The organism is Lutispora thermophila DSM 19022, from assembly GCF_900142105.1.
Taxonomy (GTDB): domain Bacteria; phylum Bacillota; class Clostridia; order Lutisporales; family Lutisporaceae; genus Lutispora; species Lutispora thermophila.
In genome coordinates, this window is sequence record NZ_FQZS01000016.1 from 52213 (window position 1) to 70656 (window position 18444).

Below are 18444 nucleotides of genomic sequence, written 5' to 3' on the forward strand. Positions count from 1 at the left end.
ATTAAATTATTAGTAGAATTTACAATAGCAAGCAAATACTTTTTTAACTGATATCAATCAAATTAGAATTTTATTTTCCACTTTGAATATATATATATCGATTAGTATCTGGCAAGCTTTGCTTCCAGACTAAAATATAATATAAAAAATGGAGGGGAAGTAATGTTAAGGAAGTATTTGGCGCTATTGTTAACAGTTGTTATGGTTCTTAGTCTTGCAGCTTGTTCTGCACCGGCCAATGAACCTACTTCAACGCCAGCTGAAGAAGCTTCAGCACCAGAGTCAGCTGCACAAGGAAATTCCAAATTTAAGATCGCTGTTTACACAGGTACAGTATCTCAAGGTGAAGAAGAATTCAGAGCCGGAGAAAAAATGGCTAGAAAGTACCCAGATATTATAGTAACTCAAACATATCCAGACAACTTTACTAAAGAACAAGAGACAGTTATAGCTAATGCTCTTGCTTTAGTATCAGATCCTGATGTAAAAGCATTGGTAATGGTTCAGGCAGTGCCTGGAGCATGTGCAGCCTTTGAAAAGGTAAGAGAAGCAAGACCAGATGTACTCATAATTGCCGGAGTACCAGGTGAAGACCCAGATATTATAGCTAAAAAAGCTGATATTGTAATGCAAGGTGATGAGCTTGCAATGGGTTATTCAATACCTGCTCAAGCACAGAAGCTAGGTGCAAAGACCTTTGTTCATTATTCATTCCCAAGACATATGTCTTATCCCCTTTTAGCTCAGAGAAGAGATATTTTCAAAGCTGAATGTGAAAGACTTGGTATGAAGTTTGTTGATGCAACAGCTCCAGATCCAACAGGTGATGCTGGTGTACCAGGAGCACAGCAGTTTATACTTGAAGATGTCCCAAGAAAAGTAAAAGAATATGGTAAGGATACAAACTTCTTTAGCACAAACTGTGCTATGCAAGAGCCTTTGATTAAATCTGTACTTGAACAAGGAGCAATTTATGCTCAGCAATGTTGTCCTAGCCCGTATCATGGATATCCAGGAGCTTTGGGTATAGAAATTCCAACAGATAAAGCTGGGGATGTTGATTACATTGTTGAGCAAATAAGATCAAAAATTGCAGAAAAGGGAGGAACAGGGAGATTCTCTACATGGCCGGTTCCAATGAACATGATGTTTATAGAAGCTGGTGTTGAATATGCAAAAGCTTGGTGTGAAGGTACAATAACAAGTAAAAATGATGGAGAAGCATTGAAGAGAATTTGCTCTGAAGTAGCTGGTGGAGCTCAAATGCAATTCAATACCTATACTGGTAAAGATAAAGACGGAAATGATGTGAGCTTTGATAATTTCTATATGATTTTAAGCGACTTTATTACTTTCTAAGCTAATTTTAGATAATTCCAAAAATAAGGTTGCCGACTAATCGGCAACCTTATCCATGTATCTATTGCGGCTTTTGCTTAGTTACATAGTGTTTTATCATGAAACCTAAAGTATAAATCATTAACTCTGCATAAGGAGGAATGTATATGGATGAGCAGTATATTCTTCAACTAAAGAATATAAGCAAAGAGTATTTTGGAAATAAGGTCTTAAAAGAAGTAAATTTGAATGTAAAAGCCGGTGAAATTCATGCATTGGTAGGAGAAAATGGTGCAGGAAAATCTACACTTATGAATATTATATTTGGAATGCCTGTCATTCATAGTACAGGAGGATATACAGGAGAAATTATCTTTGACGGCAAAACGGTCGATATAAAATCTCCAAAGGATGCACTAGATTTAGGAATAGGAATGGTACATCAGGAATTTATGTTGCTTCCTGGTTTTACAATAACAGAGAATATAAAATTAAATAGAGAAATAACAAAACATAATCCGGTTAGTCGTATTTTGGGCGATATCATGAAGTCCTTGGATATAAAAGCTATGAGAAAGGATGCTAAAGAAGATTTGCAAAAGTTAGGTATGGATATAGATGAATGGCTTCCTATTCAGGGGCTTCCAGTAGGTTATATGCAGTTTGTTGAAATAGCTAGAGAAATTGATAAAAAGAATATAAGGTTGCTGGTGTTTGATGAGCCAACTGCAGTACTTACTGAGAGTGAAGCAGAAAAGCTTCTGGAAGCTATGAAGAAGATATCTTCTCAGGGAATAGCCATACTTTTTATAACCCATAGATTAGATGAAGTTTTGTCTGTTTCTGACAGTATAACGATTATGCGTGATGGTGAACAGGTTAGCCATATGAATACCAAAGATGCTACTTTGGCTAAAATTGCAGAGCTTATGGTAGGTAGGAAGATAGAAAGAGTTGTGCATGAAATTAGAGAAAGTAAAAATAATAATGAAATTATAATGACGATAAAGAATCTTAAGGTTAATATGCCTGGTGAAGAAGTAAAGGGGTTAGATTTGGAAGTAAAAAAGGGCGAGATCCTAGGTATAGGAGGATTAGCAGGGCAGGGTAAAATTGGAATAGCCAACGGGATTATGGGACTTTATAAATCTTCAGGTGAAGTATATTTAGGGAACACGAAACTTGAACTGAATAATACAAGAAAAGCAATAGAAAATAAGCTTGCTTTTGTATCTGAAGATAGGCGTGGCGTTGGTTTGCTATTAGATACCTCAATTGAAATGAATATAGTAATTACAAGTATGCAGGTGCAAAATAGATTTCTTAAGAGTTTATTTGGAATTAAACTATTTAATATTAAAGATGATAAAGCTATTAGAAGCTGGGCTTTAAAAATGATAAAAGATCTTGACATAAGATGTACAGGGCCAACTCAACTTACTAGAAGGCTTAGCGGTGGGAATCAACAAAAAGTATGTATAGCAAGAGCTTTGACTTTGGAACCGGAAATTTTGTTTGTATCAGAACCTACCAGAGGAATAGATATTGGAGCAAAGAAACTTGTGTTGGATCTGCTTGTAAAACTCAATAGAGAGCTGGGTGTGACTATAGTAATGACATCCAGTGAATTAGGAGAGTTAAGATCTATCTGTGATAGAATCGCCATAATTTATGATGGTAAATTGGAAGGCATATTGAATCCGACAGATTCGGATGCTGATTTTGGTTTAATGATGGCGGGGAAATATGGTGCAAAGGAGGTTGTATAGATGAAGGAGTTTTGGAAAAGGATCACTGATAAATATGGTTATCCAAAAGTTTTAATTACAATATTCTTGATAATATTATGTATAATTGCAGTAATACAACAGCAAAATCTACCTGGTCTTTTGAAGGATTCGTTGGTTAGAATTGGCATGAACGGTGTCCTTGTATTAGCCATGGTACCTAGTATAAACTCCGGAACTGGTTTGAATTTCGGATTATCTATAGGCATCCTTTGTGGAATATTAGCAGGATGCATCAGCATAGAATTAAAGCTTACTGGAATGACTGCTTTAATTGCAGCAATTCTAATGTCTATACCTTTCTCAGTTATTGCTGGATATTTGTATGGCCTATTGCTAAATAGAGTAAAGGGCGATGAAATGACTGTAGGAACGTATATGGGATTTTCTATTGTTTCTTTGATGTGCATAGGATGGTTACTACTTCCTTTCCAGAGTCCAGATATGATTTGGGCTATTGGAGGAAAAGGATTAAGGACAACCATAGCTTTAGCAGATAAGTTTGGTAAAGTCTTGGACGATTTTTTATCATTTAATGTTTTAGGGGAACCAGTTCCAACAGGATCACTGTTGTTTTTCGGTTTAATGTGTGTGATAGTGTGGCTGTTTTTTAAAACAAAGACTGGTGTTGCAATGATAGCTGCTGGTGACAATGCTAAGTTTGCAGCTGCAAATGGAATTAATGTTAATCAACAGAGAGTTATTGGAACAATATTATCTATGGTTCTTGGAGGTATAGGAATAGTAATTTATGCTCAAAGTTTTGGGTTTTTCCAATTGTATACTGGCCCATTGATGATGCCGTTTATGGCGGTGTCTGCGGTACTCATAGGAGGAGCTTCAGCTAAAAAAGCCAATATTGCTAACGTAGTATCTGGTACAACTCTGTTTTTCGCATTGTTAGCAATATCACTACCTGTAATTAATAAAATGATGCCCGAAGGCAACTTATCAGAAGTAATAAGAATCATTGTAACTTATGGTGTTATCCTGTATGCGTTGACTAAAGTAGGGGGTGACAATTAGTATGAATACCCAAATAGACATAAGCAAAAGAAAACAAACAAGCAAGATATCTTTTATGAATATACTGGCTAATTACTCTGTGCCTATTTTGTTTGTTATAATATGCATGTTAGGCATATATGCATCAAAGCTAAACATGACGTATATTTTGAATGAAATTGTAATAAGGCTTTCGCGAAACTTATTTCTGGTTTTGGCATTGATAATACCTGTTATGGCAGGAATGGGCCTGAATTTTGCTATTGTAATTGGAGCTATGGCTGGCCAGATAGGACTAATAGCAATAAAAGTACTAGATATGGGAGGCTTCACCGGCTTTTTAATGGCACTTTTGATTTCTACTCCATTTGCCTTGCTCTTTGGATATGGAACAGGACAAATTCTTAATAAGACAAAGGGAAAAGAAATGATAACTGGATTAATGTTGGGCTATTTTGCAAATGGATTATATCAACTTGTATTTCTTACATTTATGGGGACTATTATTCCTGTAAATAATCCAGAGATCATACTAAGTGGCGGTGTAGGATTAAAAAACGCGTTGGATCTTAAGTTTATTCAATATTCACTTGATAATCTAATTAAATTGGATATAGCAGGAGTTAAAATACCTGTGGTAACAATATTATTTATTTTAGTACTCTGCTTCGTGCTAAGATTTGTCATAAAAACAAAGCTTGGGCAGGATTTTAGAGCATTGGGTCAAGATATTAATATAGCTGAAGTATCGGGCATTAATACAAACAAGACACGATTGATTGCCATTACTATATCAACTGTACTTGCTGCATGGGGACAGATAATATTTTTACAAAATATTGGTACTTTAAACACATATAATAGCCATGAACAAGTAGGAATGTTTGCTATTGCTGCATTGTTGGTAGGTGGAGCATCTGTCACAAAAGCAACCATTGGTCAAGCAGTAGTAGGAACTTTGCTATTCCATACTTTGTTTATTGTATCTCCATTTGCAGGTAAAAATCTTTTCGGAGATGCGCAGATTGGAGAATATTTTAGATCCTTTATCGCTTACGGAGTTATTGCATTGTCTCTTGTACTCCATGCATGGCAGAAATATATGAAGGAACATAATAAAGAAAAATTAGGTTAAAATAATATAAAATAAATATTGACAATAATCAATATATAGTGCTATTATATATAGGTCAAGTAGAAGGTCCACTTCTCACCTTACGGTTTTGCTGGTAAGGTAAATAATTAGTCCATATAGTATTTAATGGGCAGGTGGATATTTCTACCTGCCCAATTTTAATATGGAGGTGATTGGTTATAAGCATTAACAAGGATATCCAAATAAATGAGGAAATCAAAGATAAAGAAGTTAGAGTAATTGATACTAACGGAGAACAACTTGGTATAATGTCTTCCAAGCAAGCTTTAGAAATTGCTATGGAAAGAGAATTAGACCTTGTTAAAATAGCTCCACAGGCTAAACCGCCAGTATGCAAGATAATGGATTATGGTAAATTTACTTTTGAGCAGAGCAAAAGAGAAAAAGAAGCCCGAAAGAATCAAAAAGTTATTAATGTTAAGGAAATTAGATTTTCTCCTAAAATTGAAGAACATGACTTAAATGTAAAAGCAAAGAATGCTCAAAAGTTTTTGAATGATGGTAATAAGGTAAAAGTTACAATAAGATTCAGAGGCAGAGAAATAGATCATGTTGCATATGGAGAAAAAGCCTTGGAAAGGTTTTATGAAATAATTAAAGATCATTGTGTAATTGAAAAACCGGCGAAATTAGAAGGGAAAAATCTTTCTTTGACTTTATCGCCCAAACAATAGTTAAAAGGGAGGACTTAGTAATGCCAAAAATGAAAACCCATAAAGCTTCAGCTAAAAGATTCAGCTTCACTAAATCAGGAAAAGTAAAAAGAGCTAAAGCTTACAAGCAACATATTCTAACTAAGAAAAGTTCAAAAAGAAGAAGAAATCTTAGAAAGACAGGTTATGCAAGCTCAACTGAAGCCAAAATCATCAGAAAATTGGTTCCATATAAATAATTTCCATAAGGAGGCAGCATTAAGATGGCAAGAGTAAAAAGAGCATTAAATGCCCATAAGAAACGCAGAAAGATATTAAAATTAGCTAAAGGCTATGTAGGAGCCAGAAGCAAGAAATATAGAGTAGCTAATGAAACAGTTATAAGAGCATTGAGATTTGCTTACATCGGAAGAAAGCTAAGAAAGAGAGATTTCAGGAAGCTTTGGATAGCAAGAATAAATGCAGCTGCAAGAGCTCACGGATTATCTTACAGCAAATTTATAAGTGGACTTAAGAAGTCGGGTATCGAGATAAACAGAAAAATGTTATCAGAAATGGCTATCAACGATGAAGCTGGTTTTGCAAAATTAGTTGAAATAGCTAAGCAAAACATAAACGCATAAAAGACCGTAAGGTCTTTTTGTTTATATAGAGAAACGATTTCTTTATTATGGAGATAGGTGATATAATGATACAAGTTATTGCCAGTTGTCAAAACAAGATAATAAAGCATTGTAAATCTTTGCAAACGAAGAAGTATAGAGATTCAACCAATGAGTTCTTGATAGAAGGTATTAAATTATTGAAAGAAGCTATTGAATCTAATGTTAAATTAACTGCATTATTGTATCACAATGAGGCTGCAAAGGATCGTGATGTTCAGAGCATAATAAAAATGTGCATGGAAAAGAATATAGTTATATATGAACTTCATGAGAAACCATACATGGATATAAGCGAAACAAAGACACCCCAAGGGGTTATAGGCATAGGCAAAAAGATAGATTATAATGTTAACAAATTGCTTAGGTCTAACAGATTTAATATAATAATAATGGAGCAGGTACAGGATCCAGGAAATGTGGGGACAATAATTAGGACAGCAGATGCCTTTGGTTTTGATATGGTTTTTTTATCAAAAGGATGCGCTGATGTTTATTCAGGTAAAGTAATAAGATCAACAATGGGGTCAATATTTCATATTCCTATAATAACAGATGTGAGTCTGGAAAGTTTATTAAAGAAGTTTATTGATTTAGAGGTATATACAATAGCAGCAACTCCCCATACTGGCTTGTCATGTTATGATATAGAATATGGCGATAGAAATGCTATAATTATAGGTAATGAATCCAAGGGTCTAAGTAGCAATATTATGGATATGGTAAAAATAAAAGCCAACATACCTATGGTAGGAATGGCAGAGTCATTAAATGCAGGTATTGCAGCTGCCATAATGATGTACGAAGCAACAAGATATAAGCTTAAGCATAGGTAAGAATATTGATATTATTGTAATAATATAGTATCATATGCTATAATTAAGAATAAATTAGTAAAAACTAGATATTAATAATCGATGAAGGAAAGAGTAAGGTATATCAAGTATAAGAGAGATGGTGTCGTGGCTGAGAGCGCCATTTACTGTGGTATATCTGAAGTTCATTCTGGAGATTCGGAGCTGAATTAAAAGTAGGTTTCGACGGCATAGCCGTTAACTTTTGAGAGGCCTTTGTGGCAATTAGGGTGGTACCGCGGAAAACTTCGTCCCTTTGTTGGGAATGGGGTTTTTTTTTATGAATGAATAACTTGAAGAAAGGAGTTTTATGTATGAAGGATATACTTGAAAAAATAAAAAATGAATCTATTATTGAAATCGATAAAGTTGAATCTATTCAACAGCTTGAAGAAATAAGAGTAAAGTATCTAGGTAAAAAAGGTCAACTTACACAATTACTTCGTGGTATGGGCCAATTAACTCCAGAGGAAAGACCTGTTGTTGGACAGCTTGCAAATGAAGTAAGAGACTTAATAACAGAAAAAATAGAGCAGACTGCCTATTGCCTAAAAAGAAAAGATTTAGAAAAGAGATTAAGAAGTGAGTTTATTGATGTTACCATGCCAGGAAGAAAGAAAAAATTGGGGAATAGACATCCTTTGACTAAGGTATTAAATGAAATTGAAGATATATTTATCGGAATGGGTTTCTCTATAGTAGAAGGACCTGAAATAGAGAAAACTTATTACAACTTTGATGCACTAAATCATAGCAAATATCATCCTGCAAGGGATATGCAGGATACATTTTATATAACTGAGGATTTGTTATTGAGGACTCAGACTTCGCCAAATCAAGTAAGGACAATGGAGAGACAGAAACCTCCTATTAGAGTAATAGTACCAGGCAAAGTATATAGATCAGATGAGATTGATGCAACTCACTCACCTATGTTCCATCAGATAGAAGGATTGGTTGTTGATAAAGGTATAACAATGGCAAATTTGAAAGGGACATTGGATGTTTTTGCTAAAAAACTGTTTGGAGAGCAGACAAGAACAAAATTCAGACCTCACCATTTCCCCTTTACCGAGCCCAGTGCAGAAATGGATTGCACATGTTCTGCCTGTGGAGGAGAAGGCTGTCGCATATGTAAGAATACAGGTTGGATTGAGATTTTAGGAGCTGGTATGGTTCATCCCAATGTCCTTGCAAATTGTGGTATAGATCCAGAAGAATATTCAGGATTTGCATTCGGAATGGGTTTGGATAGAATAGCCTTGTTAAAATACGACATTTCAGACCTAAGGCTAATGTTTGAAAACGATAAGAGATTTCTTGAACAGTTTTAAGAGGGAGGAATTAATATGCTTGTACCGATTAAATGGCTAAAAGACTATGTTGACTTGGATATAGATATAAAAGACTATGTTGATGGAATGACAATGTCTGGTACAAAAGTGGAATCTGTTGAGGAAGTAGGACAGAATATAGATAAAGTTGTAGTTGGAAAAATCATTGAGATAACTCCTCATCCCAATGCAGATAGTCTATTGGTAACAAAGGTTGATGTAGGAGGAGAAATTCTTCAGATAATTACTGGAGCAAACAATATTAAAGTAAATAATTATGTACCTGTGGCGTTGCACGGTTCTACTCTACCTGATGGAACAAAGATAAAAAAAGGTAAATTGAGAGGTCTTGAATCCAATGGTATGTTGTGCTCTCCAGAAGAATTAGGATTGAATGCAGAAAGCTTTCCGGATGGCATATATATATTGGATAAAGAATACCCTCTTGGAACAGATATAAAAAAGGTTCTTGGGTTAGATGATAAGATAGTGGAGTTTGAAATAACCAATAACAGGCCAGATTGCTTAAGCATGCTTGGTATAGCTCGTGAAACTGCTGCTACCTTTGGCTTGAAAATGAATTATCCAAGCATTGAGGTTTCTGGCAAAGATGGAGATGTATCTGATTATATTTCTGTAGATGTTCAAGCTACTGATTTATGCCCTAGATTTGCAGTAAGAGTAATAAAAAATGTAGAAGTAAAGAGTTCGCCTGCATGGATGCAGGATAGATTGCTGAAAGCAGGAGTAAGACCCATTAATAATATAGTTGATATAACAAACTATGTAATGCTGGAAACTGGCCAGCCTATGCATGCATATGATTTAAACATGTTGGAAGGTAATAAAATAGTTGTCAGAAGAGCAAAAGATAATGAAAAGATAGTTACATTAGATGAGATAGAAAGAATACTGGATAATAAAACACTTGTAATAGCAGATGAGAATAAAGCCATCGGTATAGCTGGAATAATGGGAGGTTATAACAGCGAAATTAAAGAGGATACCAAAACTATTGCCTTCGAAGCTGCAATATTTGATTCCGTAAACGTAAGACTTTCATCAAAAAAGTTAGGTATACGAACAGAAGCATCCTCAAGGTTTGAGAAAGGCTTGGATGCAGCAATGGTACAGTTCGCCATTGATAGAGCTTGCCATCTGGTGGAAGAGTTAGGAGCAGGAGAAGTTGTTGGTGGAATGATAGACATATATCCTACAAGAAAAGAAAGAAGAATTATGAATTTAAGAACTGAGCGTGTGAAATGGTTGCTTGGAGTTGATATCCCTGTAGACAAGATGAAGAAAATATTGGAATCTTTAGAGTTTAAAGTTTCTGGAGTTGGGATATTGGAAGTTTCAGTACCTACTTTCAGGGATGATGTAACTATAGAGGCTGATTTGATAGAAGAAATTGCTAGAATATATGGATATGATAATATTCCTTCTAAACTTATGGATACAACCTTTACCCAGGGAGGAAGGAATGAAAAACAGAGAATTAGGGAAATTGTCCGAGATAATATGACAGCACAAGGTTTGTTTGAAACTTGCACATATACCTTTGTAAGTCCCAGTGTATTCAATCAGATTAACTGTAAAGCAGAAAATCCATTAAGAAAAGCAATAAAAATAATAAATCCCCTTGGTGAAGACCAAAGTATAATGAGAACTACCATAATTCCAAATATGTTGGAAGTCATTAGTAGAAATTATAATAGAAAGATAACAGAGGGTATGTTCTATGAACTATCTAAGGTATATCTGGCTGAAGAATTGCCATTAAAGGATTTAGCCCATGAGAGAGATACTCTTATTATAGGAATATATGGAGATAAGGATTTCTTTGACTTAAAAGGAATCATTGAGAATCTGATGGATGATTTAAATATCACTAATTATAGAGTCCTTCCTTCAAATAATGAGAGTTTTCACCCAGGCAGAACTGCAGAATTGCTGATAAATAATAAGAGAATTGGATATTTAGGAGAGATTCATCCTGATGTATTAGATAATTATGATATTCCTACAAGGGTATATATAGCAGAGTTAGATTTTGAAGAGATAGTCCTACAGACTAATTTAAACATTAAATATAAACCTTTGCCTAAGTATCCATCTATCCAAAGAGACATTGCTGTAGTTGTATCAGAAGAAATTACAGCAGGACAAATTGAAGAGATAATAAGGAATAAGGGTGGAAAGCTTGTTGAAGAAGTAAATCTCTTTGATATTTACCGCGGTTCCCAAATTGAAGAAGGCTACAAGAGCATGGCCTATAGTATAATATATAGATCAGAAGAAAAGACTTTGACAGAAGAAGACATTACGAAGGTTCATAATAAAATCCTGAATTCCTTAGCAAGCCAAGTAGGAGCAATATTAAGAAGCTAATTCCTATAAGTGGCATGAATACTTAAGTATTCATGCCACAATAAAATGGTGTGGAGTGATTGCTTTGAATGAAATAGTAAAGGTGGTAAACCTGAAGAAATATTTTGAAATCTATGATGTTAAAAGTAAAGAAAAGAAATATGTAAAAGCTGTTGATGGAATTTCCTTTACAATTAATGTGGGAGAAACTTTGGGCTTGGTTGGTGAAAGCGGTTCAGGTAAAACGACTACGGGTAAAATGATTCTTAATCTGATGAAGCCTACTTCTGGAGATATATTTCTGGAAGGGAAAAGCATTAAGAATTTAAACAAGAAAGAAATGAGAAGTTTACGAAAAGATATTCAAGTTGTATTTCAGAATCCATATGCCGCATTGGATCCAAAGATGACCATAAGAGATATACTTATTGAACCATTGAGCATTCATAAAATCGTATCCAAGTACGAATATAACAATGAAGTTAAAAGACTTTTAAATATGGTAGGCTTAAGCGAAAAGGATATGAATAAGTTTCCCTATGAGTTCAGTGGAGGCCAGAGACAAAGGATCGGAATTGCAAAAGCCATAGCTGTTAAACCTAAATTTATCATATGTGACGAACCAGTTTCAGCATTAGATGTATCTGTTCAATCTCAAATACTAAATCTTCTTTGCGAGTTACAAAGGGATCTAAAAATATCCTATCTGTTTATAGCCCATGGTTTGAGTGTTATCAGACATGTATCTGATAAAGTTGCCATAATGTATTTAGGAAATATTGTAGAATATGGCGATGCAAAATCTGTTTTTGACTATGGTGCTCATCCTTATACCAAAGCATTAATATCTTCAGCACCGATACCTGATCCAAAAAGGAAAAATAATGGTATTATATTAAAAGGAGAGGTACCTAGCCCAATAAACATACCTGAAGGGTGCCCTTTTCATCCAAGATGTAAAGATGCTATTGAAATATGTAAGAATAAAAAACCTTTTCTCAGAAAGATTAAAGAAGACCACATGGCAGCTTGCCATCTTATCTAATGTATAAAAAGGTGGGGTCAAATTGTTAGGTCAGAGAACCATTAGAAAGATTTTATCGAAGGTTTTAGTATTATTTGCTTTTACATATATTAGTATTTTTATATTCAGTATTCCATATGGATATAGTTGGGAGATAATTGATGGAAGATTTGTTTCTACATACCCTTTATACATGATATTTAAAAGGTGTAATAGTACTTTTATTTCACTTCTTGAACTAAATCTTGGCTATAACATAAAGGGAAAAGCATTAAATAAGGTGCTTTTTACATCCTTTATGAGAACAGCTTTGCTGCTTTCTTCTTCTATTGTTCTAGCTTTTGTATTAGGAGTATTTAAAGGCATATCTGACAGTAACAGAGGAAATAAAAACAATGTATTTGCTAAAATTCTAATATCTGTGATACCTATATCTATACCAGATGTACTAATAGCGGCTATAATGCAAAGTTTTGCAATATGGCTAAATCAAAGAGATATACATATATTTAAAGTTGCAGGGGCTGGTACTCTGGCACATTCTTTTTTACCCATCATATCATTATCTATTCTTCCTGCTTTTTATATTGCAAGAATTACTTCACTGGAAGTTAATGATTGTTATAAAAAAGCATATGTACTAACAGCACTAGGTAAAGGTTGCTCTTCTAAAAGAGTTTTATGGAATCATGTAATGAGAAATGCAATAAAAAGCATTATTGAAGGATTACCTAATATTACATCAATGATAATTAGCAATACACTTATAGTTGAATATATGTTTTCCTACCCTGGTCTCACAACATTACTTATGGATCATATTGCAATTGCTGATAGGAGAAGTTCAGCAATTATTATTGTTTTTATAGGAAGCTTTTATTTCATTTTAAATGGATTATACCGATGCATAAGTACTTTATTTAATAGATCTAACAGGAGGGAAGCAGTATGAAAAAATTGAATATGTCCCTTCTTAAAAATATAAAGAAAATAAACATACCACTTCTTATAGGAAGCATTATATTAATATTTATTTTCGGAATGTGCTTGTATCCTGAATATTTCACTGAAGCTGACCCATATGGAAGAGAAAGAACTCAATATAAATATGAAAACGGAAAGAGCATATTAGTTATACCTCCAATACCGCCTAATGATGAGTATCCATTAGGAACAGATCATAGGGGAAGAGACTTAAAAAGCTTGATAATATATGGTAGTAAGCTTACCATTTTTTCTGCTTTGACTGTAGCCTTAATAAGGCTTATTATTGCTTTGCCTTTATCTATTGCTGCTGCGTATAAAGTCAGGTTTACCAATGGATTTATTAATTTTTTTAACATTATGTTTAGTGCGTTTCCATTGATCATTGCGGTAATCGTATTATCAAACATCGCTCTTTTCCAAGATATTTTTAAAGATGCAACATATGTAAATATATTCCTACTTTCTGTTCTTGGATGGAGTAGATTATCACATATATTGAGGACGAAAATAGATGAAATACTCATGCAAGACTTCATAGAAGGTGAAGTTGCTATAGGCAAGAACAAGCTGGAAATAGCCGTACAGAATATTATACCTCATCTAATTCCATCCATTATTGTGCTATTCTTTTTGGAGACAGCAATGGTGCTGTTATCATTTTCACAATTAGGAGTTTTTGGTCTAGTTTTTGGCAGCGGATATGAAGGTGCCACTGGAGAAGTAGGGGTGCCCATAGAATTTGACTGGCCATCTTTGCTTTCGTTATCAAAGTATTTTTACAGAGGTGATTATAGCTATCTTTCTATATACCCTGCTATAGCTTTTGCTTTTGCCATAATAGGTTTTAATACCTTTGGGGAAGGACTCAAAATAGAATTTGAAAAAGAGAACTCAAGAGTAATAACATTTATTAGAGCTATGCCATCTTTTTTATCACCAATAAGATTAATTTATGAAATAAAGAACTACAAGCAATATAAAAGAAGTGTTTTAGGCAAAGTTGGCTTTTATATAACAATATTACTTATAATATTTTGCCCTAAATATGAGAGTCCTTATGGATTTGATGAAAATAACGCTTTCAAAATAACGAAAGAGCTTACGGATGATATATTTAAGGGGCGTTTGACAGGTTTTCAAGATAAAGATAATAATCCAGCACAGTACATAGTGAATAAGCTTAAGGAATATGGAGTTAAAGCCTATGGAGATGATTATATTCTGGAAAATACTATTCAGGAGGTTTTTAACATCAAATACGCTGAACTAAGCATGATTGATACGAAAACATTTTCAGAGAAGAAACTGAAATTTAGACAAGATTATATAGTTGCTTCAAATTTTAACTATGACGGAATACTGGATGCCGAGAATATTGAGATAAATGATGGAATATTTGAAAATATGGCTAATGAACCTGATTATTACAAAGAAAAAGCTCTTATTATAGATATAAGATCAATGACACAAAAAGATTTTATTTCTTTAAACGGTTTTATGAAATATTATGTACAACCCAATGTTGTTATATTTATAGAAAACTGGAAGCAGCAAGAAGCAAGATATAAAAGTGATATAATAAATAAAAATATGGAAGATACAGTGATAATTTCCTTATCATCAGAAGCAGGTGATGAGCTTCTGCGTATGGGCAAGTGCAAGTTGAAAATATCTGTAAATGCTGAAAAAAGAAATGATGTAATAGGAAGGAGTGTTGTGGCATATATTCCTGGCATAGATGAAAGCAAAAAAAATGATTTTGTGATAATAGGCAGCAATTTAGATGGAATAGGTTACGATTTAGATGAGAAGTACCCTTCTGCAGGTAGAGCTTCCAGTGCTGCAATATCCCTGGAAATAGCAAGGACTTTGATCCAAAACGAAGTAAAACCTGACAGAGATATTATTTTTGCATTTTGGGACGGAAATATGACTGATGATAGAGGATCAAAATCATTCTTTTATAAGTATCTAATTAATAGAAATTATAGAATTTTTTATATTGATTTGATGAACCTGGGCTATAAAAGCTCGGACAAGCTAATGATAGACAACACAAAGATTTTTCCCAATAGCAAGGAAGAGCAGGATTTTATAAAACGATTAAAGAAAAATGCAAAAAGAAATGATTTTGAGTTAGTTTATGGTACATTGTATAGTCCTGCTGTGATAGATTTTACAGGCTCTGATAGTCAGCCTTTACTAATAGACAGCTTCATATCTAATGAAATTGTGCATACTCCTAAAGATACCCTAGAAGAAATAGATACTCATAGTATCAAGCAAGTAGGGCAAATGCTTTTAGATACTTTAATAGATTCTTTCTCAGGAGGAAGTAACAAATGATGCCTTTACTTAAAGTAGAGAATTTACAAGTATCTTTCCCATGGAAAAACAAATCTGTAAAAGCTGTTGATGGTGTTAGTTTTGATGTTCCTCATAAAAAAATTATAGCTCTAGTTGGAGAATCGGGCAGTGGAAAAAGTGTTACCGCTCTTTCAGTAATGGGCTTAATAGCATATGAAGGAGGAAAGATTGAGGGAGGAGAAATAATATTCGATGGCCAAGAAATTTTAAGAATGAAAGAAAAAAGGCTTTCAAAAATAAGGGGTAAGGATGTGGCTATGATTTATCAGGATCCTATGGCATCTTTAAATCCCGGTATTTCCGTTGGCGATCAAATAAGAGAAAGTCTACTAATTCATAAGATAGCTTCAAGAAAAGAGAGCAAGCAAATAGCATTAAATCTTATGAGAGAAGTTGGAATTCCAGATGCGGACCAAAGGTATGGAAGTTTACCAGCTTCTTTCAGTGGCGGAATGAGACAAAGAATAATGATTGCTATGGCAATAAGCTGTCGGCCAAAACTGTTGATAGCAGATGAGCCAACCACTGCATTAGATGTATCTTTACAAGCAGATATAATGAATACTTTGCAAGAATTGAAAAATAAAATAGGTATGTCAATATTGCTCATTACACATGATTTGGGTTTAGTGGCTCAGCATGCTGATAATGTAGTGGTAATGTATTGTGGCAAAGTTATGGAAGAATCTCCTGTAGACAAGCTATTTGAAGAACCACTTCATCCTTATACCATTGGACTTATGAATTGTATACCTAGGATTGATGTAACTCAGGATCAACTGTTTTACATACCTGGATGTGTGCCAAGCATATATGATTATCCCATGGGTTGCAGATTTCACAATCGCTGCTCAAAAGTAAAGCCGATTTGTAGAGAGAAAATGCCGAAATTGATAAACCTCAATGATGACAGAAAAGTTAGATGTTGGTTATATCAGTGATTCAATGATACTGAAGGGAGGTTACGTATAATGAAGTTTAGTACTTATTTAAAGTATGTGCTGACAATATTAAGCATTCTATTTCTTTCTTTTATCATATATGCCATCAATCCGGTTATTGGTGATAAAAGAGCTCAGGTTTCTTATGCAGTTAAGAAAGATTTAGGCCAATCCATTATGGTTAATGGTATTGTTACTGCAAAGGATAAAGAGGAAATATCAGTTGAGAGAGGAAAAATAGTAAAAAGATTGCATATAAGAGAGAATAGCATTGTAAATAAAGGTGACATATTGTTTGAAACCGATGAAAGCGATTTGAAAGTGGATGTAAAAAGAAAGGAGCTTGAATTAATTGACGCACAGAGAGAGCTAGAGAATATAAAAGAAACGAGCTTGGAAAAAGAAAATAAAGATAATGAACTAGCTCTAAAGAAACTGGAGTTTGACATCATAGCAAAAAGAGCAGATCTTAAGGATCTGGAAGAAAACTATAATGTGAGCATAGAGTTGTATGAAAAAGGTTATTTATCAAAAAAAGATTTTGAGGCAACAGAGTATAAATATAATAAAGCATTGACTGAACTGGAACTTTTGGAGAATAGATATGAGCTTGAGAAAGAAAAGGTTCAAGACTTTGTAAACAATTATGAAAAGAAAAGAAGCGAAAAGTTAGATATGCTTATCAGAAAAATTGAGTTGTTAAAACTTGAATTGAATGAATTGTATAAAAATGAAAGAAAAACAAACACAGCTGGAATAAGTGGTGAAGTAGTTAATCTGGATTTAGAAGAAGGAGAAAAGGTAAATACAACAGGACCTCATATAACAATATACGATTTATCGGAATTATATATTGATACTATAGTTGAGCAAAGGTATGCTTCATATCTTAAACTGGGAGACACAGCAGAAATCACAATTCCAGGACTTATAGGGGATAAAATTTATGGGAGTATTTATAGCATAGATAAAGTAGTATCAAGCAAAACAAATGGTGAAGAGCCAGGAGTCAATATCAAAGTAAAAATTGATAAGCCTGATGAAATTATAAAAATAGGATACAGGGCTAATGTAAAACTCATGTTTAATAGCAGAGAAAATGCTGTCAGTGTTGATTATAGGGCTATTGTAACAGATAGAAATGGAAATGAGTTTGCATATGTAGTGAAAGATGGTATTGCAACAAGGACCTATGTCGAAACAGGCATAAGGAATGATTTTGAAGTAGAAATAACAAAAGGCCTTACTAAAGGAGATCTGTATATAATAAATCCTTCCGAAAAAATGCGGGAAAAGGATTCTTTCCGCTTGTGGAGGTATGAAATAAAATGAGTGAATCAGAAAATATCGTAATCTGGGCAGAAAACCTCAAAATAGGAAATTGGCCTGAGAATTTTAATATTATTATAAAAGGAAATGAGATAGTTGGTATAACTGGTTTAAATACAGAAGATAAACAGGAACTGCTTAAAATTTTCGGTTGTATAAAAAAGCCGAATAATGGCAGATATATTTTTGATTATGAAGATACGAGTTTGTTGGAGATAAAAAGATTAGAATCTATAAGAAGAAATAAGATAGGCTATGTATTCAACAGTCCCAGATTGCTTAATGATTTAAATGTTATAAAGAATGTAACTCTATGGTTGGATTATATATATCCACGAAAGAAAGCTTATGAAATGGGTATGAACATACTAAAGGAAATTGGTATGAAGGATAAGAGACATTATAAAATTGATCAACTAAGTAATTTGGAGAAGGTTTTAGTATCTCTTGGTAGTGCATTAATAAACAAACCTTTGCTATTGTTGGTTGATGATGTTTACACTTATTTACGGCCCGATGAGATTGTTGAAGTAAATAACTTATTTAGGAAGTATGCTCATAATGGTACTACCATTATTATATTAGCTGATGCTGTAAATAATCTTTCCATAGTTGATAGAATTGTTAATCTATAAGG

At 33.8% G+C, this 18444-nt stretch carries 16 protein-coding genes and 1 other annotated feature; all 16 genes read left to right on the top strand.

The features are described from left to right. Positions 1-162 precede the first annotated feature (162 nt). Positions 163-1359 carry a DUF3798 domain-containing protein gene (locus BUB48_RS11995; RefSeq protein WP_073026480.1) on the top strand — a complete coding sequence of 399 codons (1197 nt, stop codon included), beginning with the start codon at positions 163-165 and terminating at the stop codon, positions 1357-1359. A gap of 146 nt (positions 1360-1505) precedes the next feature. Further along, positions 1506-3107 (top strand): sugar ABC transporter ATP-binding protein, encoded by a 1602-nt coding sequence (locus BUB48_RS12000; RefSeq protein WP_073026481.1) that lies wholly within the window; start codon positions 1506-1508, stop codon positions 3105-3107. After that, complete coding sequence (locus tag BUB48_RS12005) at positions 3108-4151, top strand: ABC transporter permease subunit (RefSeq protein WP_073026482.1); 1044 nt, start codon at positions 3108-3110, stop codon at positions 4149-4151. 1 nt (position 4152) lies between these two features. Next, complete coding sequence (locus BUB48_RS12010) at positions 4153-5265, top strand: ABC transporter permease (protein ID WP_084524567.1); 1113 nt, start codon at positions 4153-4155, stop codon at positions 5263-5265. A 197-nt stretch (positions 5266-5462) separates the two neighbouring features. Then, positions 5463-5960 carry a translation initiation factor IF-3 gene (gene infC, locus BUB48_RS12015; protein WP_408631050.1) on the top strand — a complete coding sequence of 166 codons (498 nt, stop codon included), beginning with the start codon at positions 5463-5465 and terminating at the stop codon, positions 5958-5960. Between the two features lie 20 nt (positions 5961-5980). Beyond that, the gene (gene rpmI, locus BUB48_RS12020; RefSeq protein WP_073026483.1) at positions 5981-6178 is read left to right on the top strand and encodes a 50S ribosomal protein L35; all 198 of its coding nucleotides are present in this window, start codon (positions 5981-5983) and stop codon (positions 6176-6178) included. 24 nt (positions 6179-6202) lie between these two features. Beyond that, a complete protein-coding gene (rplT, locus tag BUB48_RS12025) occupies positions 6203-6562 on the top strand; it encodes a 50S ribosomal protein L20 (RefSeq protein WP_073026484.1) in 360 nt (119 codons plus the stop codon). 65 nt (positions 6563-6627) lie between these two features. Continuing rightward, a complete protein-coding gene (locus BUB48_RS12030) occupies positions 6628-7437 on the top strand; it encodes a TrmH family RNA methyltransferase (protein WP_073026485.1) in 810 nt (269 codons plus the stop codon). 72 nt (positions 7438-7509) lie between these two features. After that, positions 7510-7714: a binding site (T-box leader), on the top strand. 55 nt (positions 7715-7769) lie between these two features. Then, complete coding sequence (gene pheS, locus BUB48_RS12035) at positions 7770-8789, top strand: phenylalanine--tRNA ligase subunit alpha (protein WP_073026486.1); 1020 nt, start codon at positions 7770-7772, stop codon at positions 8787-8789. A 15-nt stretch (positions 8790-8804) separates the two neighbouring features. Continuing rightward, the gene (pheT, locus tag BUB48_RS12040; protein ID WP_073026487.1) at positions 8805-11180 is read left to right on the top strand and encodes a phenylalanine--tRNA ligase subunit beta; all 2376 of its coding nucleotides are present in this window, start codon (positions 8805-8807) and stop codon (positions 11178-11180) included. A 55-nt stretch (positions 11181-11235) separates the two neighbouring features. After that, entirely contained in the window at positions 11236-12204 is a 969-nt protein-coding gene (locus tag BUB48_RS12045; protein WP_408631049.1) for an ABC transporter ATP-binding protein, read from the top strand. Positions 12205-12226: 22 nt separating this feature from the next. After that, positions 12227-13135 carry an ABC transporter permease subunit gene (locus BUB48_RS12050; protein ID WP_073026489.1) on the top strand — a complete coding sequence of 303 codons (909 nt, stop codon included), beginning with the start codon at positions 12227-12229 and terminating at the stop codon, positions 13133-13135. Beyond that, on the top strand, positions 13132-15516 hold the full coding sequence (locus BUB48_RS12055; RefSeq protein WP_073026490.1) for a M28 family peptidase: 2385 nt from the start codon (positions 13132-13134) through the stop codon (positions 15514-15516). Before BUB48_RS12050 ends, BUB48_RS12055 begins: the two co-directional genes overlap by 4 nt. Beyond that, a complete protein-coding gene (locus BUB48_RS12060; RefSeq protein WP_073026491.1) occupies positions 15513-16478 on the top strand; it encodes an ABC transporter ATP-binding protein in 966 nt (321 codons plus the stop codon). Before BUB48_RS12055 ends, BUB48_RS12060 begins: the two co-directional genes overlap by 4 nt. Positions 16479-16508: 30 nt before the next feature. Next, positions 16509-17810, top strand: coding sequence for an efflux RND transporter periplasmic adaptor subunit (locus tag BUB48_RS12065; protein ID WP_073026492.1), 1302 nt, complete (start codon positions 16509-16511; stop codon positions 17808-17810). After that, positions 17807-18442, top strand: a complete 636-nt coding sequence (locus BUB48_RS12070) for an ATP-binding cassette domain-containing protein (RefSeq protein ID WP_073026493.1) — start codon at positions 17807-17809, stop codon at positions 18440-18442. The genes BUB48_RS12065 and BUB48_RS12070 overlap by 4 nt, the downstream gene beginning before the upstream one ends. The last annotated feature ends 2 nt before the right edge of the window (positions 18443-18444 follow it).